The organism is Vibrio sp. SALL6 (genome assembly GCF_002002385.1).
GTDB classification, from domain to species: Bacteria; Pseudomonadota; Gammaproteobacteria; order Enterobacterales; family Vibrionaceae; genus Vibrio; species Vibrio parahaemolyticus.
The window spans coordinates 62,903-88,924 of record NZ_MQVK01000031.1 but is presented as its reverse complement, the minus strand read 5'-3'; the positions used below and the strand labels follow the sequence as shown (position 1 = coordinate 88,924).

Below are 26,022 nucleotides of genomic sequence, written 5' to 3'. Positions count from 1 at the left end.
ATACGCAAAAAGGCCAGTTTTCTATATTCGGTGATGTTTGAAGATAAAAAAACACCAGCGCTAGGCTGGTGTTTTCATTCATAAGGGAAGGAGCGTTAGTCGCGCTTCCAAAGCATATGGCAGAACTTATGTTCTGGGTCTCGGCTGATTAGCATACGAGCGAATACGTCATCAAGTACGTCATTTTCTTCGTTTACTAGGCCGATTCTAACTTCGGCATACACTTCTTTGTCGACCTCAAAGCCCACATGTTCAACCCAGTCTTCACCAGTTTCAACAAGTTCTGCGGCACCGCGATCTTCAAATTGAGCAGTAAACAGAATGACATCAGCTGGCTCTAGATTGTCTGGAGCCATTTCAAGGAAGATGTCGTACGCTGCGTCGATAACGTCGTCGTAAGAAATCAAATCAGACATGCTTATGCTCGGCTCATGTATTTACGTTCAGCAGTGTTGATAACTACACGGTCACCAGTTGCGATGTATTCTGGAACTTGAACCACTAGACCTGAAGCAAAACGCGCAGGTTTAGTACGAGCAGAAGCTGAAGCGCCTTTGATTGAAGGGTCAGTTTCTTCGATGACTAGTTCAACAGAAGAAGGCAGTTCAAGACCTACAGCAGAACCGTCCACAAGGATAATGTGAATACCTTGCGTGTCTTCGTTGATGAACAACATGTCGTCTTCAACTTCATTGTGTTTGAATGTGTACTGTGAGTAGTCTTCGTTATCCATAAAGATATGCTCATCGCCGTCAGCGTATGAGTACACAACTGCTCGTTTGTTCATCTCAACTGTATCTACAACGTCATCAGACTTGTAACGCTCGTCTACGCGTGCGCCAGTTGTTAGATCTGTACAACGCATTTTGTAGATTTTAGCGCCGCCACGACCGCCAGGAGTCGTTACTTCGATGTCTTTAACTAGAAGAGTTTTACCATTAGACTCGATTGCGAAGCCTTTTTTGATTTCACTTGCCTTTGGCATTGTATATTCCTATTCATACTTATTAAGCAAAACTCGCTGATTATAGCGCTAAGTTTGTTGTGTGGCACCAAAATTCATCGTGATTGTTGAATCAAGATTAAACGTTTGATTAGGCTTGATTCCGAATAGGGGCTAGGGGATCATAAGCGAATCTTACTGACAAACTTTGAGCGCGCTTTTTAATCCATGTCTCTTCCAGTTATCGATCCTAAACAACCTTTTCAACCAGAGTTTGCTCCTTTAATCAAAGAAGTGTTGATGTGCCTAACAGGTGGTCTAGGGCAAAATCTTCACAGCGTTTATGTGTACGGAAGTGTTGCGCGAAAAACGGCAATAGCAGGAAAGTCCAACCTGGATTTAGTTGTGGTGACAAAGTCGACGTTTGAGAACAACCGAGCGACGCTGCTCAATACTATAAAGTGGCGAGCTCAGCAAAATCACCCGCAAGTCAAGGGTGTGGCGATAAGAACGGCACTTGTTAGCGAAGTTGCCAATCTTGATAGCATTTTTACTTGGGGCTTTATGCTCAAGCACTGCTGTGTTTGTGTGCATGGCGATGACTTGGCTGATTGTTTTGGTGATTATGTGCCGAGTTGGGAAATTGCTAAGCACTGGAATATGGATGTTGAAGAATGGCTAGCGGTGTATCGAGCTAAGATTGTTCAGGCGACAAGCCTTGAGGAGCAAGTTCGTGCGCAGGTAGTCATCGCTAAAAAGTTATTAAGAGCTTCTTACTCTTTGGTGATGTATCGCGATAAGCGCTGGTTTGATGATCCAATAGAATGTGGTGAAGTGTTTTTGCAATATCATCCCGAGAAAAAACTGGAGATTGACCGCCTCTGCATATTGTTATCTGGAAGGCCAATTCCCAAGCGTTCGGTCATTGGCCTAATTGATGCTTTCGGTGGCTGGCTCGTGAAGCAGTACCAAAAGACTGAGTTTCGTATTGGTTAGAACAGTCCCATCTGTGGTGCTGAGAGGGTTTCAAAGTCTGTGCCGATAAATGGCAGAATCGCATCTGCAACAGGCTTTAGCTGCTTGTCGATGTAGTGCTGGTAGTCGATAGGACTGTTACGGTATTCATGAGGCTCAGGGCCATTTAGGGTAATCAAATACTCTATGCGCCCACGATTTTGATACTGTAAAGGTCGACCAAGCTTGGCATTAATGTCGTCGGCTAAACGTGCTGCACGCACTTGAGGTGGAATGTTTTTTTGGTACTCATGCAGCTTTCGGCGTAGTCGCTTTTGATAAACCAATTGGTCATCAAACTCCCCATTATTGGTTTTTTCTACTACTTCACGCACATAGTCACTCGGGTCTTCGCCGTGAAATACCATTCGATAGAGCGTGTTTTGGAATTTTTGCGCTAATGGCGTCCAGTCGGTACGCGCACTTTCTAGCCCTTTGAATACAATGCGCTCTTGCTCTCCTTCACCAATTAAACCCGCATAACGTTTTTTCGAGCCCGTTTCCGCGCCACGAATAGTTGGCATCAGAAACTTGCGGTAGTGAGTTTCATATTCAATTTCAAGCATTGAAGTGAGGTTGTACTCAGCGCGAAGATGCTCTTGCCACCAAGAGTTTATGTATTCAACCAAGTGATTACCGACTTCATCCGCTTCCGCTTGGCTGTATGAACCATTCAAAGAGACAAATGTTGAGTCTGTATCTCCATAAATCACTTGATAGCCTTTGTTTTCAATCAGCACTTTAGTTTGCTTCATGATTTCATGCCCACGCATGGTGATGCTGGAAGCTAATCGAGTATCAAAGAAACGACATCCCGATGAGCCCAATACGCCATAAAACGAGTTCATGATGATTTTGATTGCTTGAGAAAAGGCTTTCTCGTTGTTTTTCTTCGCAACATCTCGTGCCGCCCAAAGCTTTTCGATCATCTCTGGCAGAAAGTGTTTCGAACGATGAAACTGACCACCACGAAAGCCCGGCACGGCTTGATCGTCATCCTTACCAATGTCCAGTAATAAACCTTCGACCAAACCCATTGGGTCGATCAAGAAAGAGCGAATAATAGAGGGATATAGACTCTTAAAATCCAGCACTAAAACTGAGTCATAAAGGTTAGGGATTGAGTCCATTACGTAACCGCCGGGACTCGCAATCCAGTTTTCAGGGTGCAAATTGGGTGCGACGTAACCTGCTCGATGAATTTGTGGCAAATAAAGATTGGTGAACGCCGCGACTGAGCCTCCGACGCGATCCAACTCAACCCCCGTCAACCTCGACCGTTCAATAGCAAACGCGAGGAGATGAGTGTGTTCGAAGATTTTGTTTACCAGCACGCAGTCTTGCAGGTTGTATTTGGCAAGTGAAGGCTTATCGGAGCGATACATGCGATTGATTTCGTCCATACGGTCATGCACGTTATGGATCTCTTTGCCTTCACCGAGTAATTCTTGTGAAACCGATTCTAATGACCAAGACCGAAAGTGATAAGTCGCGGTTTTTAGTGTATCGATGCCATCGAGTACTACACGTCCAGGGATTGAGATAAACCCCTGTTGGCTTTGGGATGAGCTACGAAAGAAGCTTGGCTGATCGGCGCGACCCAACATCAACTTCATGTTGTGCCATTCCGCACGTTTATGAAGGAGACGAAAATCGAAGTCGATAACGTTCCAACCAACAATAACATCAGGATCGAACGACTTAAACCAAGCAATCAATGCTTCGAGTAGTGCTTTTTCATTTTGAACCCATTGAACATTTGTTTCAGCTGGTTCTGGTTCTCCAATCATAATGACTCGAGAGTCATGAGGGCTATCCAAGCCGATGGAGTAAATAATGCCTTTTTCTGAGCACTCCAAGTCTAGCGAAACGACATGCAACTTAGGCTCATAGTCTCCACTTCGACACTTTGCATTCTGGATACGATGAAAGCCATTTCGCGATTGCTGATGACCTGTAAACTCCACACTCCCTTTAATAAAGCGCTCCATTAGATAGCGGTCAGCGAGTCGTATATCGCCTTCGTAAGTCACGATATCTTGCTGTGAGAGCAGATCTTGTAATACGAGTGCTTCTTTGGTTACTTTCGTATAGCAAGCTGCGAGAGGGGTATGCTCGAACGTTTTCAGTTCAAGAGTTCGAATTTCAACTTGAATACTTTTCGATAGCGCCAGGTTTTGGGTTTGCTCAATGTACTCTTGAGCGATGAAGAACACGGGTTTCTCACCATTGATCAATAGTTGAGTCGGACCTGCTTCTGTCGCGAGCCACAACTCTATCTGAGTTTGGCCTTTGATGTCTCGTGCTTGGCGAGTAAGTAGGAAACCTTGTTGGATGTTCAAAAGAGAGAAACCTTATAAATTTTTCAAGTCGCCATTCTAACATTATGGACTGTAAAAATAACCAGTAATAGAAAATGGAATTAGATACTTCTGCATAGTTACTTCTGGCTTGTTTAATCGGAGGTTTTTAGCAATTACAAATGGCTTAAAAAAGGATTTCTAGTTAACGATTTCTGTATATTAAACCACCAGATCTGCCAGTTGTTTTCTCGTTTGCAAGTTAAGTGATTCTCATATATCGAGGTTATATGGATATAGATACTTGATTTGTTGGGGGTAATGTTGTTAATTAGTTTTTCCTAGATTTCGGCTCTGCACATCACGCTCTGAAATAATAGAGTGGTTTATGAATAAGTTCTTGCTAAAGTTTGCGTTTCAGCACATATTCATAGAAAGCAATTTTTTGCCAAATACGTTAGTATATAGGCAGTCATACTGATATCCACATTTAGTAAAGTTATGTGGGTGCAGAGCCAATAAAAAGTGTGGAGATACAAGTTTGATTAATGTTTTCCTTGTAGATGATCACGAGCTGGTTCGCACAGGGATACGACGTATTATTGAAGACGTCCGTGGAATGAACGTAGCAGGAGAAGCTGACAGCGGTGAAGATGCAGTGAAATGGTGTCGCAGTAATCATGCTGACGTCGTTTTAATGGACATGAACATGCCTGGGATTGGCGGCTTGGAAGCCACCAAGAAAATTCTTCGCGTGAATCCAGATGTGAAAATCATCGTACTAACCGTTCATACGGAAAATCCGTTTCCAACCAAAGTGATGCAGGCTGGTGCTTCTGGTTATTTAACCAAAGGTGCAGGGCCGGATGAAATGGTAAATGCAATTCGTGTGGTCAATAGTGGGCAGCGTTACATCTCCCCAGAGATAGCGCAGCAAATGGCATTGAGCCAGTTCTCACCAGCCTCTGAAAACCCATTTAAAGATTTGTCCGAACGTGAACTGCAAATCATGCTTATGATCACGAAAGGTCAGAAAGTAACGGATATTTCTGAGCAACTTAACTTAAGTCCAAAGACAGTCAACAGCTACCGCTATCGACTGTTTAGCAAGCTGGACATTAATGGTGACGTCGAGTTAACACACTTAGCGATTCGCCACGGAATGCTGGACACCGAGACCCTTTAGTGTGAATCCTCCTTTCGATTCGGCTTCCTTTCTCAAGACAGTAACTCATCAGCCCGGCGTGTACCGCATGTACAACGCCGATGCTGTTGTTATTTACGTCGGTAAAGCCAAAGATCTTCAAAAACGCCTTTCTAGTTACTTTCGCAAAAAAGTCGACAGTGAAAAAACACGCGCTTTGGTGAGCAATATTGCCAAAATAGATGTCACGGTGACGCATACCGAGACAGAAGCGCTGATTCTTGAACACAATTACATCAAGCAGTATTTACCGAAATACAACGTGCTTCTGCGTGATGATAAATCGTACCCTTATATATTCATTAGCGGTCATAAACATCCGAGATTGTCGATGCATCGTGGGGCCAAGAAGCGCAAAGGTGAGTATTTTGGTCCTTACCCTGACTCTGGGGCGGTACGAGAAACGCTGCACTTGCTGCAAAAAATATTTCCTGTTAGACAGTGTGAAGATACGGTTTACTCCAATCGAACGCGCCCTTGCTTGATGTATCAAATTGGTCGTTGCGCTGGCCCGTGTGTGAGCTCGATTATCTCAGATGAAGAGTATGCAGAGCTGGTGGGTTTCGTCCGTCTATTTCTGCAAGGTAAAGATCAGCAAGTACTGAAGCAGTTGATAGAGAAAATGGAGGTTGCAAGTCAGCAACTTCGGTTTGAAGACGCGGCAAAGTTTCGTGATCAGATACAAGCGATAAGACGAGTCCAAGAACAGCAATATGTATCGGAAGACAGCATGGACGATATGGATGTGCTGGGTTTTGCGCAAGAGAACGGCATCGCTTGTATCCACATATTGATGATTCGTCAGGGTAAAGTGTTAGGCAGTCGCAGTCATTTCCCTAAGATTCCTCAAAACACGAGCCAACAAGAGGTATTCGATAGCTTTTTGACTCAGTACTACCTGAGCCACAATGAGGCGCGAACAATCCCATCTCGAATAATACTGAACCAAGAGTTGGCCGACGATCTCGAACCTATTCAAAAAGCACTGAGTGAAGTCGCAGGGCGTAAGGTTCATTTTCATACTTCTCCGACTGGTGCGAGAGGGAGATATCTTAAGCTGTCTAATACCAATGCACTTACTGCCATCACGACAAAAATCAACCATAAGATGACGATCAACCAACGTTTCAAAGCACTTCGCGAGACGCTGGGAATGGAGTCTATTATGAGGATGGAGTGTTTTGATATTTCCCATACGATGGGCGAGAGCACTATCGCATCATGTGTGGTCTTCAACAACGAAGGTCCGGTAAAGCAAGAATACCGACGCTATAACATTACTGGAATCACGGGTGGCGATGATTATGCAGCGATGGGGCAGGCGTTAGAGCGGCGCTACTCAAAGCAGTTGGACGTAGAAAAAATCCCTGACATCATCTTTATTGATGGTGGTAAAGGTCAGTTAAATCGTGCGCATGAAATCATCGCCCAGTATTGGGGAGATTGGCCTAAGCGACCAATCATGATTGGTATTGCCAAAGGTGTAACACGTAAGCCTGGCCTTGAAACCTTAATTACGGTTGATGGCCAAGAGTTCAACTTACCAAGTGATGCTCCAGCCTTACACTTGATTCAACATATTCGCGATGAGAGTCATAATCATGCGATTGCGGGTCACAGAGCGAAACGTGGTAAAACTCGACGTACAAGCGCGTTGGAGGGGATTGAAGGTGTTGGGCCAAAACGACGCCAGGCTTTATTGAAATACATGGGTGGATTGCAGGAACTTAAGCGTGCAAGTGTTGAAGAAATCGCCAAAGTACCGGGAATTAGTCACTCTTTAGCAGAAATTATTTTCCAAGCATTGAAACAATAAGGAAAATCCAGCAACATAAACACGCAATGTGTAAGAGAATAATAAAATGCGTTTGAATATCCCGAACATTCTGTCCCTTCTTAGACTGTTCTTAATCCCTGTATTCGTGGTTGTCTTCTATCTGCCTTATTCTTGGGCGCCCTTTGCGGCAGCAATGGTGTTCTGGGTTGCAGGTTTTACCGACTGGTTAGATGGCATGCTAGCTCGTAAACTTGGCCAAACTTCAAGGTTTGGTGCGTTTATCGATCCAGTCGCTGATAAAGTACTGGTTGCGACAGCGTTGATTTTGATTACAGAGCACTACCACACTATTTGGGTAACTATCCCTGCTGTAACCATGATTGCGCGAGAGATTATCATCTCTGCATTGCGTGAATGGATGGCTGAAATCGGTAAACGCGCAAGTGTCGCTGTATCCTGGGTTGGTAAAGTAAAAACAGTTTCTCAGATGTTTGCATTATGGGTTCTGATTTGGCGCTATGACGAATGGATGGTTTGGCTAGGCTTTGCCGCTCTGTACGTCGCTACATTCCTAACATATTGGTCGATGGTTCAGTATCTTGCAGCAGCAAAAGATGATTTGCTGAACGAAGAACATCACTAAACGAGATTAAGAAAGCAGGTCGCTATGCCTGCTTTTTTTGTGCATTTCGAATGACTTTCTAAAAATAGAAATGTGATCTTAATCTTGTTTTTTGTTCAGTCGGTGTTTGTTAGATTTGTAATTGTCCAATTATCTCTACTTGAAATAGCGAGAACCTACCGTAGCAGCGGGTGCTGAGTAGCCATAAACTCAAGATAAACAAGTGTAATTGGTCATGTTTTCGTATTAAAACTAATCAATCCACAGTCTTTCGCACAAAATCTGGTCAAACGATTTAAAAAAATAAAAATAGTGTTGACTCGATCGCTCGAATCCGTAGAATGCATCCCGTACCCAAGAGAGCACGGCTTGAAAGGGTGGTGAAAAAAGCGATGCTTGCTTCACAAATGAGGCGCCTTGGCAGAGTGGCTATGCAGCGGATTGCAAATCCGTGGACCTCGGTTCGACTCCGGGAGGCGCCTCCATTATTCTTTTGAGAATAAATGCGACACTAGCTCAGTTGGTAGAGCGCAACCTTGCCAAGGTTGAGGTCACGAGTTCGAACCTCGTGTGTCGCTCCAAATTATAGATATGGCGTTATGCGGTATCAGATGGTGTTTTACTTTTCTGTAAAGGCATCACAAAGAATATTTGTGTGCCCTGGTGGTGGAATTGGTAGACACAAGGGATTTAAAATCCCTCGACGTTCGCGTTGTGCCGGTTCAAGTCCGGCCCGGGGCACCATCTTAAATCTGCGACACTAGCTCAGTTGGTAGAGCGCAACCTTGCCAAGGTTGAGGTCACGAGTTCGAACCTCGTGTGTCGCTCCAGATTGATAAGCCCAGCTTTTTAGCTGGGCTTTTTCGTATTCGTTGTTTCTCAACAACTTCAACAAGTAAGTCCAACTCTCGCCAAACAAATGCAAATTCTAGGCTATCTGGGAAACCAGTTCTTTTAAATGCACATCCATACTATTCAACCAGTTTTATTTATGACTTTGTTAGATGCATATTGACAGAACAAGATAAATTCACCTCTATCAGGTAAGTTATTGAGATCAGAATAAGAATGGTTTTGTTGTGATCGCTGTCAACTTATGAATTGTGAAAAGTCGTTGCCAGAAGATTTTATTTTGTGATAAATTCGCGCGCAATCTCGGAGCGTAATTTATGACGCTAGTTCTCTGGGGGATACGCGTAGTGACCATTCAAGCTGATTGTGACACTACGTAGGGTAGGTATCGGTAAAGCCATTTGTCGATAGACGGGATACTAATGCTGTAAATGCAGCATGTTAATGGGAAACCCAACATTGAAACCTTTGAATAAACACACACTAATCAGCTTCATACTGCCGAAATGTCCTGTTTTACAAAACGGTTGCATTACGGAACCTTGATTAATTCCCAGCACAAATAAAAGTCACCGATGTTGTGACTGACTATCTGTATTTGTCTTTTACGTAGCGACAAATGCGGAGGTTTACCTATATCTCCTGTAATTAAATTCAAACGAAAATAAATACAGGTTCGAGAATTATTACAATTCAAGGGATTAAGTAGTATGAGCACTGCCTTTGAAGTCGATAACACTATCGCAAACATTTTTTCTTCTCAGGTTCCTTTAGTTGAGGGAACGTATGACTTAACGCCGGATCAAGTTCTATTAGAACAGGCGGAGCATGAATCTGAGGTTCGTTCTTATCCACGTCGTCTACCGATTGCGATTAAGCAAGCATATGGCTGTTTGGTAGAAGATACTCGTGGTCAAGTCTTCCTAGATTGTCTAGCTGGTGCTGGTACTTTAGCGTTGGGTTACAACCATCCTGAAATTAACCAAGCGTTAAAAGAGCAGTTAGACTCTGGTCTGCCTTATCAAACTCTTGATATTGCCACTTCTGCTAAAACTCACTTTATTAAGTCTGTTAAGTCTTTTCTTCCTCAAGAGCTGGGCGATAACTGTGTTATTCAGTTCTGTGGACCATCGGGTGCTGATGCGGTTGAAGCTGCGATCAAGCTAGCGAAACAAACGACAGGTCGTAATACCATGTTTGCTTTCCGTGGTGCATACCACGGTATGACAAACGGTACGATGGGCATGATGGGTAATTTAGGAACAAAAGCGCGTCGTACTGGCTTAATGTCAGATGTGCACTTTATGCCTTTCCCATACAACCTACGCTGCCCATTTGGTCTTGGCGGTGACGAAGGTGCGAAAGCAAGTATTCGTTATATCGAGCGTTTATTGAATGATGATGAAGCGGGTATAATGAAACCTGCTGCGATCATCGTAGAGCCAGTACAAGGTGAGGGCGGTGTAATTCCTGCTCCAGCATTCTGGTTGCGCGAACTACGTCGTATTTGTGATGAGCACGGTATCCTACTGATTTTTGATGAAATCCAGTGTGGTGTGGGTAAATCTGGTTACAACTTCGCTTTCGAAGAAGCGGGTATCGTGCCTGATGTATTGTGTCTTTCTAAAGCGATTGGCGGCGGCTTGCCAATGTCACTGCTTGTGATCAATAAGCAACACGATACGTGGAAGCCAGGCGAGCACACGGGCACATTCCGTGGTAACCAACTTGCAATGGTTTCAGGTGCTAAAGCGCTTGAAATTATCCAACGTGACAACCTTGTTGAGCATGCGAACGTTGCGGGCCAATACCTACGTTTTGGTCTTGAAAGCATCCAAAAACGTGTTAACTGTATTGCTGAAGTTCGTGGCAAAGGCTTGATGCTGGGTGTTGAAATCAAGAATCCTAACGGCGAGCTTAACAAGTTTGGTGAGCCTCTTGCTGACGGTCAGTTGACCCTAGCGATTCAACGTGCTGCGCTTGAGCGTGGTTTGATGGTTGAAAAAGGCGGCCGCGAAGGTTCTGTTATTCGCTTCCTTCCACCACTTATCATTTCATTCGAACAGATTGACTTCGCATTACGTGTGCTTGAAGAAGCGATCATCGCCGCAGGCGGTAGCCACGTTGAAGCTGCACCACAAGAAGAGTGGAAAAAGCACTTCATCCATACCGGTGAACTAGGCAGTGCTGAGTTTGCATCAGTAATGAACCACACAACTGCTGCAATGAAGTCAGTGTTTGAACAAGTTAACGCACCATACTCAGGTATGGAGCCTAAAGCGTTAGAAGATGCGATCAACGCGGTTGACCTAGACAACAAAAATGCGCCACTTAAATCCGTAATCGATGATGCGGCAGAGCTGGTGGCAAAGAACGCTATCTTCACTCAACACCCTGATTGCATCGCGCATTTGCATACGCCTCCTTTAATGCCGGCTGTTGCAGCAGAGGCGATGATTGCAGCACTGAACCAATCAATGGATTCATGGGACCAAGCATCTTCTGCAACTTACGTTGAGCAAAAAGTGGTCAATTGGTTGTGCGACAAGTACGACTTAGGCGAAAAAGCCGATGGTATTTTCACTAGCGGTGGCACTCAAAGTAACCAAATGGGTTTGATGCTGGCACGTGACTGGATCGCAGATAAGCTAAGTGGTCACTCAATCCAGAAGTTAGGTCTGCCTGACTACGCTGACAAACTTCGCATCGTATGTTCTAAGAAATCACACTTTACAGTTCAAAAGTCTGCATCTTGGATGGGTCTTGGTGAGAAAGCGGTGATGACTGTGGATGCAAACGCTGATGGCACCATGGATATCACGAAGCTAGATGAAGTGATTGCGCAAGCGAAAGCTGAAGGGTTAATTCCATTTGCGATTGTTGGTACTGCGGGTACGACGGATCACGGTGCAATTGATGACCTAGACTTCATCGCCGACATGGCAGTCAAGCACGACATGTGGATGCATGTGGATGGTGCTTACGGTGGTGCGCTGATCCTTAGCAGTCATAAGTCTCGCCTGAAAGGCGTTGAGCGCGCTCACTCTATCAGTGTCGATTTCCACAAATTGTTCTACCAAACAATCAGCTGTGGCGCACTTTTGGTGAACGACAAGTCGAACTTTAAGTTCTTGCTTCATCACGCAGATTACTTGAATCGTGAGCACGATGAGCTACCAAACTTGGTCGATAAATCCATCGTGACAACCAAACGTTTCGATGCATTGAAAGTCTTTATGACCATGCAAAACGTGGGTCCGAAGGCACTGGGTGACATGTACGATCATCTACTCGCTCAAACGCTTGAAGTGGCTGACATGATCCGTACAAACGATCAGTTTGAACTACTAGCTGAGCCTTCATTGTCGACGGTATTGTTCCGTGCAACACACGAAACAGCAGATCTTGATGAACTGAACAAAGCGCTACGTTTAGAAGCGTTGACTCGCGGTATCGCGGTATTGGGTGAAACCATTGTCGACGGTAAAACCGCGCTTAAATTTACGATTTTGAACCCGTGTCTAACGACTTCGGACTTTGAATCTTTGCTCTCTAAAATCAATATGCTAGCAGTTGAGCTAGTTTAACAAAGGTAACGGAAAACTATGGCAATTCTACAGATTGGTGCAGGCGGCGTTGGCTGGGTAGTTGCACACAAAGCAGCACAAAACAACGACGTTCTGGGTGATATCACAATCGCATCACGTACCGTAGGTAAGTGTGAGAAAATCATCGAATCGATTCAGAAGAAAAACAATCTGAAAGATTCAACTAAGAAACTAGAAGCTCGTGCAGTAAATGCTGACGACGTAGATTCTCTTGTTGCTTTGATTGAAGAAGTGAAGCCGGACCTAGTCATCAACGCGGGTCCTCCTTGGGTAAACATGCCAATCATGGAAGCGTGTTACCGAGCAAAAGTTTCATACCTAGATACATCAGTCGCGGTTGACCTATGTTCAGAAGGTCAACAAGTCCCTGAAGCTTACGATTGGCAATGGGGCTACCGTAAGAAGTTCGAAGAAGCGGGCATCACTGGCATCTTAGGCGCTGGTTTCGATCCAGGCGTAGTTTCTGTGTTTGCAGCATACGCAGTAAAACACCTGTTCGACGAGATCGACACAATCGACGTGATGGATGTAAACGCGGGTGATCACGGTAAGAAGTTTGCAACGAACTTTGACCCAGAAACTAATATGCTAGAGATCCAAGGTGACTCTTTCTACTGGGAAAATGGCGAGTGGAAGCAAGTACCTTGTCACTCACGTATGCTTGAGTTCGAATTCCCGAACTGTGGCTCGCACAAAGTGTACTCAATGGCGCACGACGAAGTGCGTTCAATGAAAGAGTTCATCCCTGCGAAACGTATTGAGTTCTGGATGGGCTTCGGTGATCGTTACCTTAACTACTTCAACGTAATGCGCGACATCGGCCTACTAAGTCCAGATCCGCTAACGCTGCACGATGGCACAGTAGTACAGCCTCTTCATGTATTGAAAGCACTACTACCAGATCCAACGTCTCTAGCGCCGGGTTACAAAGGTTTAACGTGTATCGGTACTTGGGTTCAAGGTAAGAAAGACGGCAAAGAGCGTAGCGTATTCATCTACAACAACGCTGACCACGAAGTGGCATACGAAGATGTAGAGCATCAAGCGATTTCTTACACAACAGGTGTACCAGCGATCACAGCCGCACTTCAATTCTTCCGTGGCAAGTGGGCTGACAAAGGCGTGTTCAACATGGAGCAGCTAGACCCAGATCCGTTCCTAGAAACAATGCCAGAAATCGGTCTAGATTGGCATGTTCAGGAGTTGGAACCAGCTCAAGGGCTACCAGTCATCCACGAGCTTAAAAAATAAGCAGTTAAGCTCAGGCTAATCTTGAATTAACTAAATCTAAGCCGATGCAACTGCGTCGGCTTTGTTCGATTTTATAGTGGCTTCGTTCCGGCGAAAGTACTCAAGGTATTAACATGCAACACAATGAACTAAAAACTCCGTACTTCATGATTAATGAAGACAAGCTGATTGCGAACCTAGAGAAAGCGAAACAGCTCAAAGAAATCTCAGGTGTAAAGCTTGTGCTAGCACTGAAGTGTTTCTCTACTTGGGGTGTGTTTGACATCATCAAGCCGTACTTAGACGGCACAACCAGCTCCGGCCCATTCGAAGTAAAACTTGGATACGAAACGTTTGGTGGCGAAACGCACGCCTACAGTGTGGGTTACAGCGAAGATGACGTACGTGAAGTTGCAGACATCTGTGACAAAATGATTTTCAACTCGCAATCTCAACTTGCAGCTTACCGCCACATTGTTGATGGCAAAGCGTCGATTGGTTTACGTTTAAATCCGGGCGTGAGCTACGCGGGTCAAGACCTCGCAAACCCTGCGCGCAAATTCTCTCGCTTAGGTGTACAAGCTGATCACATCAAACCTGAAGTATTTGAAGGTATTGATGGCGTGATGTTCCATATGAATTGTGAAAACAAAGATGTGGACGTGTTTATCGGCCTATTAGATGCGATTTCAGAGCAGTTTGGCGAATACCTAAACAAGCTGGATTGGGTGAGCATGGGTGGCGGCGTATTCTTCACGTGGCCGGGTTACGATATTGAGAAGCTAGGTCTAGCGTTAAAAGCATTCTCTGAGAAGCACGGCGTGCAAATGTACCTAGAGCCGGGTGAAGCCATCATCACTAAGACGACAGACTTAGTGGTTACTGTGGTCGATATCGTTGAGAACGTGAAGAAGACAGCAATTGTTGACTCTGCAACTGAAGCACACCGTCTTGATACGCTGATTTACAATGAACCAGCTTCCATTCTAGAGGCATCTGACAACGGCGAGCACGAGTACGTGATTGGTTCGTGTTCATGTCTTGCCGGTGATCAGTTCTGTGTGGCGAATTTTGATCAGCCACTAGAGATTGGTCAACGTCTGCACATTCTAGACAGCGCTGGTTACACGATGGTGAAACTAAACTGGTTCAATGGTCTACGTATGCCTTCTGTTTACTGTGAGCGTTCAAGCGGCGAGATTCAAAAACTGAATGAGTTTGACTACTCAGACTTCAAACGCTCACTGTCACAGTGGTCTGTGAAGTAATGTTTTTCTCATGCTTACAATGACAAAGAGCAGCTATAAATAGCTGCTCTTTTTCTATGAATAAAAGGCTAAATCGACTAGCTTTCAATTATCACTCTGGTGTCTTCGCTGAGCGCTTCTAACTCGTTCGCCACATCTTCGATTTCCAATTCGCTTGGCAGCTTGATAGCCATTTTGGCGCTGAACAAGCTAGAACTCACACCGCCACCCCCGGCAATAAATACGCGTTGGCAATCCATATCTAAAATAGAGATGCCTTGTGCATCCAGAACGTGAGTGATTTCATTGACGATACCTGCACGGTCATTGGAATCGAGACGAAGTTGGAAAATGGTATCTTCTTTGTGTGAGTGAGGCTCTGAATCCACAAATTTAACTACTAGAGTCTGGCAGGCTGAAAACGCTTCTTTCACCGTGTCCGCGTTTTCTTCAGGTAACTCAACTTTTATCACCCCAGCGACTTGGTCTTCAATAAAGTTTACTTTACTGATTAACCATTTGCCTCCGTTTTCATGAGTAACAGCAGCCAGTTGTTTGATAGTCGCCGGTGATGCTTGACCGACAAAGTTAACGATAAACACAGTGTTCATGATGTCCCCTCCTGGAATAAGGTTTGGACGCAGTGCGGTGGAACGCATCGCTTAAGTTATTGGAATAAATCCTTTTCTTCAGTGTAGGTCCTAGGAAGGGGTTATGTTTGATAGAAGTCAATTTTTCACACTAATTCGCGACGCAAATAATCAAAACAGTGCACTAGATACAAAAAGAGCAGCCGTTTGGCTGCTCTTCATTAATGTCGTTCAATATGGTTGGCTTAGAACGTTACTTTCAGCTCTACGCCGTAAAACTGACTGTCGTAGCTTGCACCTGCGTCCATGGCAAACTTCGCAACATCTTGATTGCCGAACCAAGGTGAGGAGTTGAATTTCAATTCAGCGCTGCCGCCCCATGCGTCAGTCACCCAGTGGTGGATATGACCAACAGGGTTTAGGAAGAAGAGAGAAACGTCGCCTGCAGTTTCTGAACCTAACACTTCGCCGCCATTTGCTACGATGTCTTGCTCTGCTGTTAGCATCATTTCACCCACGACCGCACCAAAGAATGGCGTGATAAAGATGTCCTGCCAAGAAGGGACTTCTGCAAACGCTTCAACACCGTATTCCCAGAAGAAAGTAGACATGGTGGCAGAGTACAAGAATGATTCAAATTCGTTGTAACCTGCATGTCTTGCCGCTGTGTAGTAAACACCGCCAAAGTATGGGTGCATGATGTAGTTTAGGAAGTGTTCGTCACGGTCCCATACCGGGCCATCAGAAACGTTATCTTTCCATTTGCTACCCAGCTTACTCATGTCGCGGTCTTCTTCGTCCCACTTCGTAATGCTTTCAGGAAGAAACGTCATCAAACCAACAGTAGCCACACTCAGGCCAAGAATGGTGTACGTCTGGCCCATTAGGTAATCCCAGTCCTTATCTTGAGGAACGATAAGGTGTCTAGGCTGAAGGCCTGCGTCAAGATTTAAAGAATCATCGTTATTCTGTTCAAAAGCAAGACTGCGATTTTGAGATTCGAAGGTGTACAGATTGGTTGTTTCGCAGTAACCTGACATACAATCAGGCGTGTAAGAAAACTCTGAGTGGCGGCTCATATCGTACTGGCTCGCGTTAGCAACGGCCGACGTCGTCAGTAAGAGTCCTGCGAGAGTCTTCTTGAACATGGATGATTTTGACACAAAGGTCTCCGAGTTAATGGTTTGATGATCGGGCTCACAATTATCCCTTAAAAGAAAACCCATTTAAATACTTGACCTTAATTTAATCCCAACAAATTGACTAAGCGATTAGTCTGATAAAAAGAAAACGATATAAGTGCTCCGTATAGAAATAGAATTGTGCTTATGTTCAGGAGTCAGTTGTGAAAATTGCAATGCTAAGTACTGGTGAGGAAGTGCTTCACGGAGATATTGTTGATACTAACGCGGCGTGGCTGTCGAGTTTGTTTTATCAGCATGGGTTTGGCTTAACCAAACGATCCACTGTGGGAGACAAGCAGTCGAGCTTAATCGAAGAGTTTTTAATGCTGAGCTTCAACAATGACGTAGTCATTGTTAACGGTGGATTGGGGCCAACGACCGACGACATGAGCGCCGCAGCGGCAGCGAAAGCGGCTGAGTGCAAACTGGTATTGTTTAAAGAATGGCTAGAGCAACTGGAGAGCATGTATGCTCGGCGTGGCATTCCTATGCCTGATAGCAATTTAAAACAAGCCATGCTACCTGAAATCGCAGAAATTTTAGACAATCCTATTGGCACGGCATGTGGCTTTAAAATGCTGATCAATGACGCGATTTTTTATTTTACTCCTGGTGTACCAAGCGAATTCAAATTGATGGCAGAAACACAAATTTTGCCTGATCTTCGAAGAGTATTTCCTGATGTAAAAGGTTCATGCTGTAGTCGAATCTACACTTTTGGTCTTTCTGAATCTGGGATCTCGGATAAGTTGGATCAGCTAAAACTGCCACAAGGCTATGAGCTTGGGTATCGCTCTTATCTGCCTTTTATTGAAGTGAAGCTGTTTGGCCCGGCAGATCAGCTTGAACAACGTTTGAAGCTGATGCAGTTGATCAACAAGCACCTCGAAAGCAATACGGTTAGCATCGACCTTCCGATGGTTGAGCATGTAGGACAACTGCTGGCGGATAAAGATCTCACACTTTCTGTGTCTGAAAAAAGCAGTGCTGGATATTTAACCTACTGGTTAAACAGTGATGAAAATGCAGAAAAGCAATTGGGTCACGGTTGGGTGCTGGCAGGGCGTAACCAAACTGTAAACCATGAGGGCGATCCATTGGCTGCAACATTTGCGTTAGCGGGAGCGACTCGCGAAAAGTGCGCTACCGATTTAGCATTAGTGACCGGACAGGTTGAAGGTGGGGTATTTTCTGTCGCCTTGTCTACACCATCAGGTGAATGGGGCGCGTCTTATAAGTTAGCGAAAAAGTATCAACGTGACGATCAAGTGAAAGTGATCAGCACCGCAGCGCTGGATTTATTACGCCGTTACTTAGAGCGAAAACCTATGTTTACCCACTATGCGTTTTTAGAGAAAGTGAAAGAGATGCATATTCCTAACAGCGCACTTTAGGCTATTCACCATCTACAGATAACAAAAAGCCAAGGCGATCGCCTTGGCTTTTTCGTGTTTCTTCGTCTGGAACTATGCGCGCTTTTCTTTCATCGCGTAGTTCACACCAGTCAGCGAAACGCTTGATTTGGCTTTACAGATACAAGGGAGAATCTCATCACCTTGCGTGTAAGCCATGGCAAAACCAACATACTCCACTTCACCAGATTCCAACTTACAACGACATGCACCGCAGTGACCGTCGCGACAGTTGTATTCTGGAAGTAAGCCCGCCTGTTCCATGGTCTCCAAAATGGTATTGGATGGGTTGGATTCAATGCTAACAAGTTTGTTGATTTTGATGGTTGGCATTACAGCTCGAACCCTTCAAAGTCGTCTGCGCGAACTTCGTTGTCAATCTGACCGACTAGGTAAGACGAAATTTCCGCTTCTTGAGGCGCTACTTGAACGTTATCTGAAGACAACCAAGCGTTAATCCATGGGATTGGGTTGGTTGTTGCTTCTGGGTACGCTGCTGGTAGGCCTACCGCTTGCATACGGATGTTGGTGATGTACTCAACGTATTGGCTCAGGATGTCTTTGTTCAAGCCGATCATTGAACCGTCTTTGAACAAGTACTCTGCCCATTCCTTCTCTTGCTCTGCCGCTTCTTTGAATAGGTCAAAACAGTCTTGTTTTGCTTCTTCTGCGATTTGCATGAATGAGAAGTCATCTTGACCGTTACGTAGCAGGTTGATCATGTGCTGCGTGCCATTCAAGTGAAGCGCTTCATCACGAGCGATCAGCTTGATGATTTTCGCGTTACCTTCCATTAGCTCACGCTCTGCGAAAGCGAATGAACACGCGAAACTTACGTAGAAACGGATTGCTTCTAGCGCGTTTACAGACATCAGACAGATGTACAGTTTCTTCTTAAGATCGTACAGGCTGATTTTAACCGTTTCACCGTTGATAACGTGCTCACCCTCACCGTAGCGGTGGTAGTCGTTAGTCGTTTGGATTAGATCATCGTAGTAGTGTGCGATGTCTTTAGCTCGTTTTAGAATGTGCTCGTTCTCTACGATGTCGTCAAATACAACACTTGGATCATTCACGATGTTACGAATGATATGAGTGTATGAACGAGAGTGAATCGTTTCAGAGAAAGACCAAGTTTCAATCCATGTTTCTAGCTCAGGAAGAGAAACGAGTGGAAGTAGTGCCACGTTTGGGCTACGACCTTGGATTGAGTCTAGAAGCGTTTGGTACTTCAAGTTAGAGATGAAGATGTGCTTCTCGTGGTCTGGCAGTTTGTTGTAGTCGATACGATCGCTAGATACGTCAACTTCTTCTGGACGCCAGAAGAAAGACAGTTGCTTTTCGATAAGCTTTTCGAAAATTTCGAATTTTTGTTGGTCGTAACGAGCAACGTTTACTGATTGACCAAGGAACATAGGTTCTTTTAGTTGGTCATTTTTGTTCTGGTTAAAAGTACTGTAAGCCATAATGCCTCAATTCCTTTTAGACCTCCCCATAAGGGGAGGTGTTCGATATTCTGTTACTGCGGATTGTTAGGGTAGGGAAGATTAAATCTTACAACCGCCGCCTGCACAATCGTCATCTTGTGGTTGAACTGCGTCTTTCTGGTCGTCTTTCGCACCATCACGAGTGTTATGGTAGTAAAGCGTCTTAACACCAAACTTATACGCTGTAAGTAGGTCTTGAAGAAGTTTCTTCATTGGAACCTTGCCCGTCTCGTAACGCGATGGGTCGTAGTTTGTGTTTGCAGAGATCGCTTGGTCAACGAATTTCTGCATGATGCCAACAAGGTGAAGGTAACCGTCGTTAGAACCGATATTCCAAAGCAGTTCGTAGTTGTTTTTCAGTTCAGTGAACTCAGGAACAACTTGCTTCAAGATACCATCTTTTGATGCTTTTACAGATACGTAACCGCGTGGTGGCTCAATACCGTTTGTTGCGTTCGAGATCTGAGAAGAGGTCTCAGAAGGCATTAGCGCTGTCAGCGTTGAGTTACGAAGACCGTGTTCCATGATTTCTTGACGTAGGCTGTCCCAATCGTAGTGCAGCTCTTCATCACAAATTAGGTCGATATCTTTCTTGTAAGTGTCGATTGGCAGTAAGCCTTTCGCGTAGTTTGTTTCGTGGAACGAAGGACACTTGCCTTGTTCTTTTGCTAGCGCTACTGATGCTTTTAGCAAGTAGTATTGCATTGCTTCAAACGTGCGGTGAGTCAGGCCATTTGCGCTGCCGTCAGAGTATTTCACTCCGTGCTTCGCTAGGTAGTAAGCGAAGTTGATAACACCAACACCTAGCGTACGACGGTTCATTGTTGACTTGTACGCCGCTGGTAGTGGGTAATCTTGGTAATCCAGTAGTGCATCTAGAGCGCGAACAACAAGATCAGAAAGCTCTTCGAAATCATCTAGAGATTTGATTGCGCCAAGGTTGAACGCGGAAAGCGTACATAGTGCAATCTCACCTGAATCATCTTCAACGTTAGTCAGTGGTTTAGTTGGAAGTGCGATTTCCAGACATAGGTTAGACTGACGAACTGGCGCAACTTCAGAGTCGAATGGGCTGTGAGTGTTACAGTGGTCTACGTTCTGAATGTAGATACGACCTGTTGATGCACGCTCTTGCATGAGTAGCGAGAACATTTCGATGGCTTTTACCGTTTCCTTCTTAACTGAAGGATCGTTCTCGTATTTCACGTATAGACGTTCAAATTCTTCTTGGTTCTCGAAGAATGCGTCGTATAGACCCGGTACGTCTGAAGGTGAGAATAGAGTGATGTTGCCACCCTCAACCAGACGTTGGTACATCAGTTTGTTTAGCTGTACGCCGTAATCCATGTGACGAACGCGGTTCTCTTCAACACCACGGTTGTTCTTAAGCACCATTAGTGAACGTGCTTCGCCGTGCCACATTGGGTAGAACACCGTTGCTGCACCACCACGTACACCACCTTGAGAACAACATTTTACGGCTGTTTGGAAGTACTTGTAGAACGGGATACAACCTGTGTGGAATGCTTCACCGCCACGGATTTCTGAACCTAGCGCACGAATGCGACCCGCGTTGATACCGATACCAGCACGTTGAGATACGTAACGAACAATAGAACTTGCAGTTGCGTTGATAGAATCTAGGCTGTCACCACACTCAATCAGTACGCATGAGCTGAACTGACGAGTAGGGGTACGTACACCAGACATAATTGGTGTAGGTAGAGAGATTTTAAATGTTGATGTCGCATCGTAGAAGCGCTTGATGTAGTCAAGACGTGTTTCTTTCGGGTAGTTAGCGAATAGGCAAGCCGACACTAGAATGTAAAGGAACTGAGCACTTTCGTAGATCTCGCCAGACACACGGTTTTGCACGAAATACTTACCTTCAAGCTGTTTTACCGCAGCGTAAGAGAAGTTAAGGTCGCGTTTGTGGTCGATGTAAGAATCTAGTTCGTCCAGTTCAGCTTTTGAGTAGTCTTCGAGGATATGTTGGTCGTACTTACCCATATCTACAAGACGAGACACGTGATCAAACAGCGTTGGCGGCTCATATTGGCCGTACGCTTTTTTACGTAGGTGGAATACCGCTAGGCGAGCAGCTAGGTATTGGTAATCCGGGGTCTCTTCAGAGATCAGGTCTGCCGCTGACTTGATGATAGTCTCGTGGATATCTGTCGTTGTGATACCGTCGTAAAACTGGATGTGAGCGCGAAGTTCTACTTGAGAGACTGAAACGTTATTTAGACCTTCTGCAGCCCAAGTGATAACGCGATGGATTTTATCCAGATCAATACTTTCTTTACGGCCATCACGCTTAGTGACGGTAAGTTGTTGGTTCATTCTGCTTTATTTCCCTAAGAAAACTGATAAAAGCCGTATTTTTGTTTGTTTATGTGCAAAGTTTGTAAAGCTTGCGGCGGCTTTGTGATCAAAGTCTATCTATATATTGTAGCTTAAACACAACATATAGGGGTTCATTTGTTTGCGGGTTACAAGATAGTGCTATTGCACTGATTTATCAAGGTACAGATTTGGGATGACTTGTGGATAAGTAATAAAATAAAAAAAATCAGTAAGTGAACACTAACCGATGAGAAAAGGGCTGACTTGAATGGGGAAAACTAAGCTTTGAAGATCGGTTTATAAATAACCGCCCTCAAAAAAAAATTCCTTGATCTTTGCCTGTTTTTATTTGCGAAAAATGGGTTGGTTAAAATGGAATCTAGAGCACGAATTTCATACATAAAAAGACAAAAAAAGCGGCAACTTTGTGCTACCGCTTTTGATTCATTTTATGACTGAAATGTCAATCACAAGAAGGCGTTTTTAATGTAACGCCGTTCAGTATTTTTTAGTGTGGACGATGTAGTTTACATCTACATTACGACCTAGCTTATAGCTGTCATTTAGCGGGTTGTAATGAAGGCCTGTGATGCCCATTTCAGTCAAATCTGTTTGGTCGATCATCTTCATCATTTCAGCAGGTTTGATGAACTTCTCATGATCGTGCGTGCCTTCTGGTACTATCTTCAATAGTTTTTCTGCGCCTACAATCGCAAACAAGTACGACTTGATGTTGCGGTTTAACGTCGAGAAGAATACATGTCCTCCAGGCTTAACCAACGCGGCACATGAACGAATTACAGAGAGTGGGTCTGGCACGTGTTCTAGCATTTCCATGCAGGTCACAACATCGTAAGTCCCCGCATTTTCCGCAGCGTGGTCTTCGATGGTACTTTGGATGTAGGTCAGTTTAGTCCCTGTCTCCAATGCATGTAGGCGAGCAACTTCTAGTGGCTCTTTACCCATATCTAGACCAGTCACGGTGGCGCCTTCCTTTGCCATGCTTTCCGCTAAGATGCCGCCGCCACAACCAACATCGAGAACTTTCTTGCCGAAAAGGCCATCGGCTTTTTCTAGGACATAGTTCAAGCGAAGCGGATTAATTTGATGAAGAGGTTTGAACTCGCCTTCTAAATCCCACCAACGAGAAGCCATCTCTTCGAATTTCTTAATTTCACTAGGGTCGACGTTTTGTGCTTTAGTCATGATAGTTATTTTGCTTCGCTAATAGTCCTTTGGAAGGCGAGATTATACTCTAATGGTACGATACGTTTAAACTGCTTCTTTTCTCACAATCGTTACAGGAGACTTTTTTGGCGACAGTTGGTGGAAATATAGTCAGTTTTCAGAAAGATATGGGATGAATGTGCAATTTCTCTTCATTTAACTCATAACGAAGCTCACAACCTGATAAAACGAGCGGGAAAGTGATGCCCCAGTGATGAATTGTGTGTTATATTTTTGCACCTTACACGTATCGTAATTACGATCAGAAAATAGAGGGATAATGGCTCTATGAGCGATTTAGCTAAAGAGATCACGCCCGTAAACATTGAAGATGAGCTTAGAGGTTCATACCTAGACTACGCGATGTCAGTTATCGTGGGTCGTGCTCTTCCAGATGTGCGTGATGGCCTAAAACCAGTACACCGCCGCGTTTTATTCGCGATGAACGTACTAGGCAACGATTGGAACAAACCATATAAAAAATCAGCCCGTGTTGTCGGCGACGTAATCGGTAAATATCACCCACACGGTGATAGTGCTGTGTACGACACAATCGTACGTATGGCTCAGCCGTTCTCACTTCGTTACATGCTGGTCGATGGTCAAGGTAACTTTGGCTCAATCGATGGCGACTCTGCTGCGGCAATGCGTTACACCGAAGTACGTATGGCAAAAATTGCCCACGAACTTTTGGCTGACCTAGACAAAGAAACCGTAGACTACGTACCTAACTATGATGGTACAGAACAGATTCCAGCGGTTCTTCCAACCAAAATTCCAAACCTATTGGTCAACGGTGCTTCTGGTATCGCGGTAGGTATGGCAACCAACATCCCGCCACATAACCTTGGCGAAGTGATCGATGGCTGTCTTGCATACATCAATAATGAAGAAATTACTATTGATGAACTAATGGATTACATCCCTGGTCCAGATTTCCCAACTGCGGCGCTTATCAGCGGTCGTAAAGGCATTGTAGACGCGTACAAAACAGGTCGCGGTAAGATCTACATGCGTTCAAAAGCGGAAATCGAAACAGAGAAAAACGGTAAAGAAACCATCATCGTTACCGAAATTCCTTACCAAGTGAACAAAGCTCGTCTGATCGAGAAGATTGCTGAACTTGTTAAAGATAAGAAAGTTGAAGGCATCAGTGCGCTACGTGACGAATCTGACAAAGATGGTATGCGTATCGTTATTGAATGTAAGCGTGATGCAGTAGGCGAAGTGGTTCTTAACAACCTTTACGCTCAAACTCAGCTACAAACGACTTTCGGTATCAACATGGTTGCGTTGAACAATGGTCAGCCACAGCTATTCAACCTGAAAGATATGTTGAAGTGCTTTGTGGATCACCGTCGTGAAGTCGTGACTCGCCGTACTATCTTCGAATTGCGTAAAGCTCGTGAGCGTGCGCACATTCTTGAAGGTCTTGCACTTGCTCTAGCGAACATCGATGAAATCATCGACCTAATTCGTAAAGCGCCGACTCCTGCTGAAGCAAAAGCTGGTCTTATTGCTCGTGGTTGGGATCTAGGTAACGTAGCAGCAATGCTTGAGCGTGCTGGTACTGATGCGGCTCGCCCTGAATGGCTAGAGCCTCAATACGGTATCCGCGACGGTCAATACTTCCTGACTGAACAACAAGCGCAAGCAATTCTAGATCTACGTCTACATAAATTGACCGGTCTAGAACACGAGAAGATTCTTGCTGAATACAAAGAGCTTCTAGAAGAAATCGCTGAGTTAATGCACATTCTTGCAAGCACAGAGCGTTTGATGGAAGTGATTCGTGAAGAACTAGAAGCAGTTCGTGACGGATTTGCTGATGCACGCCGTACTGAAATCACAGCAGCTAGCCATGACATCGACATGGAAGAGCTGATTGCTCGTGAAGACGTAGTCGTAACTCTATCTCACGAAGGTTACGTTAAGTACCAAATCCTAAGCGACTACGAAGCACAGCGCCGTGGTGGTAAAGGTAAGAGTGCAACTCGAATGAAAGATGAAGACTACATTGAACGTCTTCTAGTGGCGAATACCCACGACAACATTCTATGTTTCTCTACTCGCGGTAAGACTTACCGTCTGAAAGTTTACCAATTGCCACTAGCGAGCCGTACTGCACGTGGTAAACCGATCGTGAACATCCTTCCATTGGAAGACGGTGAGCGTATCACTGCAATTCTTCCGGTTGATGAGTTCTCAGCAGACAAGTTCATCTTCATGGCAACTGGCGACGGTACCGTTAAGAAGACTTCTCTAGACCAGTTTGCGAACGTACGTTCAAACGGTCTAATTGCGGTGAACCTACGTGATGACGATTCTCTAATCGGCGTTGATATCACAACGGGTTCAAGCGACATCATGCTGTTCTCTAAAGCAGGTAAAGTTGTTCGCTTTAGCGAGGACAAAGTACGTGCAATGGGTCGTACAGCGGCAGGTGTCCGTGGTATGAAGCTGGCTGACGACGACCAAGTGGTTTCACTAATCGTTCCGTCTAACGAAGGCGACATCCTAACGGTTACTCAAAACGGTTACGGTAAACGTACTGAATTGGCTGAATACCCAACGAAAGGTCGTGCAACTCAGGGCGTTGTGTCTATCAAGGTTTCTGAGCGTAATGGTCCAGTAGTTGGCGCAGTACAAGTAGAAGAAGGCGACGAGATGATGATGATCACCGACGCTGGTACTCTGGTTCGTACACGTGTAGCAGAAGTTAGCCAAGTAGGCCGTAACACTCAAGGTGTAACGTTGATCCGTACAGCAGAAGACGAGTCAGTTGTTGGTCTACAACGTATCGATGAAGTTGAAGAAGTGGAATTGCCAGAAGGCGAAGAAGCAGAAACAACAGAAGCGAATGCAGAACAGCAAGCTCCTGAAGTGCCAGCAGCAGACGACGCGGAAGAGGGCAAAGAAGAGTAATCTTCTCCTTCATCGCTAAATATGAAAGCCGAGCAAAATGCTCGGCTTTTTTGT

General features: G+C 44.9%; 18 protein-coding genes and 4 tRNA genes. 13 read left to right on the top strand and 9 right to left on the bottom strand.

The window, feature by feature from the left end; genetic code table 11:
* Nucleotides 1–95: 95 nt before the first annotated feature.
* Together BIW15_RS19535 and yeiP are read right to left on the bottom strand one after the other, a co-directional pair.
* On the bottom strand, nucleotides 96–416 hold the full coding sequence (locus tag BIW15_RS19535) for an HI1450 family dsDNA-mimic protein (protein WP_005465080.1): 321 nt from the start codon (nucleotides 414–416) through the stop codon (nucleotides 96–98).
* Nucleotides 417–418: 2 nt separating this feature from the next.
* Complete coding sequence (yeiP, locus tag BIW15_RS19530) at nucleotides 419–985, bottom strand: elongation factor P-like protein YeiP (protein WP_017448416.1); 567 nt, start codon at nucleotides 983–985, stop codon at nucleotides 419–421.
* Between the two features lie 186 nt (nucleotides 986–1,171).
* Between yeiP and BIW15_RS19525 the strand changes: the two genes are divergently transcribed.
* The gene (locus tag BIW15_RS19525) at nucleotides 1,172–1,939 is read left to right on the top strand and encodes a nucleotidyltransferase domain-containing protein (protein ID WP_021454126.1); all 768 of its coding nucleotides are present in this window, start codon (nucleotides 1,172–1,174) and stop codon (nucleotides 1,937–1,939) included.
* On the opposite strand, the gene BIW15_RS19520 is transcribed toward BIW15_RS19525, so the two are convergent.
* A complete protein-coding gene (locus BIW15_RS19520; protein WP_077281487.1) occupies nucleotides 1,936–4,299 on the bottom strand; it encodes a DNA polymerase II in 2,364 nt (787 codons plus the stop codon). The genes BIW15_RS19525 and BIW15_RS19520 overlap by 4 nt on opposite strands.
* Before the next feature lie 499 nt (nucleotides 4,300–4,798).
* Here BIW15_RS19520 and uvrY point away from each other — a divergent pair, with 499 nt between their 5' ends.
* The 10 genes from uvrY (at nucleotide 4,799) to nspC (ending at nucleotide 14,818) form a co-directional block, all read left to right on the top strand.
* Nucleotides 4,799–5,443 (top strand): UvrY/SirA/GacA family response regulator transcription factor, encoded by a 645-nt coding sequence (gene uvrY / locus BIW15_RS19515; protein ID WP_005386783.1) that lies wholly within the window; start codon nucleotides 4,799–4,801, stop codon nucleotides 5,441–5,443.
* A gap of 1 nt (nucleotide 5,444) precedes the next feature.
* Nucleotides 5,445–7,277 carry an excinuclease ABC subunit UvrC gene (gene uvrC, locus BIW15_RS19510; protein ID WP_077281486.1) on the top strand — a complete coding sequence of 611 codons (1,833 nt, stop codon included), beginning with the start codon at nucleotides 5,445–5,447 and terminating at the stop codon, nucleotides 7,275–7,277.
* Between the two features lie 46 nt (nucleotides 7,278–7,323).
* Complete coding sequence (pgsA, locus tag BIW15_RS19505; protein WP_005494716.1) at nucleotides 7,324–7,881, top strand: CDP-diacylglycerol--glycerol-3-phosphate 3-phosphatidyltransferase; 558 nt, start codon at nucleotides 7,324–7,326, stop codon at nucleotides 7,879–7,881.
* A gap of 390 nt (nucleotides 7,882–8,271) precedes the next feature.
* Nucleotides 8,272–8,345 (top strand) — tRNA-Cys (locus BIW15_RS19500).
* A 20-nt stretch (nucleotides 8,346–8,365) separates the two neighbouring features.
* Nucleotides 8,366–8,441: transfer RNA gene (locus BIW15_RS19495), tRNA-Gly, on the top strand.
* A gap of 76 nt (nucleotides 8,442–8,517) precedes the next feature.
* A tRNA-Leu gene (locus tag BIW15_RS19490) sits at nucleotides 8,518–8,604 on the top strand.
* Nucleotides 8,605–8,614: 10 nt separating this feature from the next.
* Nucleotides 8,615–8,690: transfer RNA gene (locus tag BIW15_RS19485), tRNA-Gly, on the top strand.
* 732 nt (nucleotides 8,691–9,422) lie between these two features.
* Nucleotides 9,423–12,299, top strand: a complete 2,877-nt coding sequence (locus tag BIW15_RS19475; protein WP_077281485.1) for a pyridoxal phosphate-dependent class III aminotransferase — start codon at nucleotides 9,423–9,425, stop codon at nucleotides 12,297–12,299.
* 18 nt (nucleotides 12,300–12,317) lie between these two features.
* The gene (locus BIW15_RS19470; protein WP_077281484.1) at nucleotides 12,318–13,571 is read left to right on the top strand and encodes a carboxynorspermidine synthase; all 1,254 of its coding nucleotides are present in this window, start codon (nucleotides 12,318–12,320) and stop codon (nucleotides 13,569–13,571) included.
* A gap of 113 nt (nucleotides 13,572–13,684) precedes the next feature.
* Entirely contained in the window at nucleotides 13,685–14,818 is a 1,134-nt protein-coding gene (gene nspC, locus BIW15_RS19465) for a carboxynorspermidine decarboxylase (RefSeq protein WP_077281483.1), read from the top strand.
* Between the two features lie 77 nt (nucleotides 14,819–14,895).
* Here nspC and BIW15_RS19460 read toward each other — a convergent pair whose 3' ends face one another.
* On the bottom strand, nucleotides 14,896–15,408 hold the full coding sequence (locus BIW15_RS19460; protein WP_005483182.1) for a glycine cleavage system protein R: 513 nt from the start codon (nucleotides 15,406–15,408) through the stop codon (nucleotides 14,896–14,898).
* 224 nt (nucleotides 15,409–15,632) lie between these two features.
* The gene (locus tag BIW15_RS19455) at nucleotides 15,633–16,535 is read right to left on the bottom strand and encodes a DUF3943 domain-containing protein (RefSeq protein ID WP_021448933.1); all 903 of its coding nucleotides are present in this window, start codon (nucleotides 16,533–16,535) and stop codon (nucleotides 15,633–15,635) included.
* A gap of 197 nt (nucleotides 16,536–16,732) precedes the next feature.
* On the opposite strand from BIW15_RS19455, the gene BIW15_RS19450 reads away from it, so the two are divergent.
* Entirely contained in the window at nucleotides 16,733–17,965 is a 1,233-nt protein-coding gene (locus BIW15_RS19450) for a CinA family nicotinamide mononucleotide deamidase-related protein (protein WP_069504432.1), read from the top strand.
* A gap of 72 nt (nucleotides 17,966–18,037) precedes the next feature.
* Here the strand turns inward: BIW15_RS19450 and yfaE are convergent, their stop codons facing one another.
* From yfaE to ubiG, 4 genes are all read right to left on the bottom strand, one after another.
* Complete coding sequence (gene yfaE, locus BIW15_RS19445; protein WP_005457859.1) at nucleotides 18,038–18,316, bottom strand: class I ribonucleotide reductase maintenance protein YfaE; 279 nt, start codon at nucleotides 18,314–18,316, stop codon at nucleotides 18,038–18,040.
* A complete protein-coding gene (gene nrdB / locus BIW15_RS19440) occupies nucleotides 18,316–19,449 on the bottom strand; it encodes a class Ia ribonucleoside-diphosphate reductase subunit beta (protein ID WP_005494727.1) in 1,134 nt (377 codons plus the stop codon). Before nrdB ends, yfaE begins: the two co-directional genes overlap by 1 nt.
* An 81-nt stretch (nucleotides 19,450–19,530) precedes the next feature.
* The gene (nrdA, locus tag BIW15_RS19435) at nucleotides 19,531–21,813 is read right to left on the bottom strand and encodes a class 1a ribonucleoside-diphosphate reductase subunit alpha (protein ID WP_005457837.1); all 2,283 of its coding nucleotides are present in this window, start codon (nucleotides 21,811–21,813) and stop codon (nucleotides 19,531–19,533) included.
* Nucleotides 21,814–22,314: 501 nt separating this feature from the next.
* A complete protein-coding gene (gene ubiG, locus BIW15_RS19425) occupies nucleotides 22,315–23,022 on the bottom strand; it encodes a bifunctional 2-polyprenyl-6-hydroxyphenol methylase/3-demethylubiquinol 3-O-methyltransferase UbiG (protein ID WP_005483291.1) in 708 nt (235 codons plus the stop codon).
* 309 nt (nucleotides 23,023–23,331) lie between these two features.
* On the opposite strand from ubiG, the gene gyrA reads away from it, so the two are divergent.
* Nucleotides 23,332–25,968 (top strand): DNA topoisomerase (ATP-hydrolyzing) subunit A, encoded by a 2,637-nt coding sequence (gyrA, locus tag BIW15_RS19420; RefSeq protein WP_077281482.1) that lies wholly within the window; start codon nucleotides 23,332–23,334, stop codon nucleotides 25,966–25,968.
* Nucleotides 25,969–26,022: the final 54 nt, after the last annotated feature.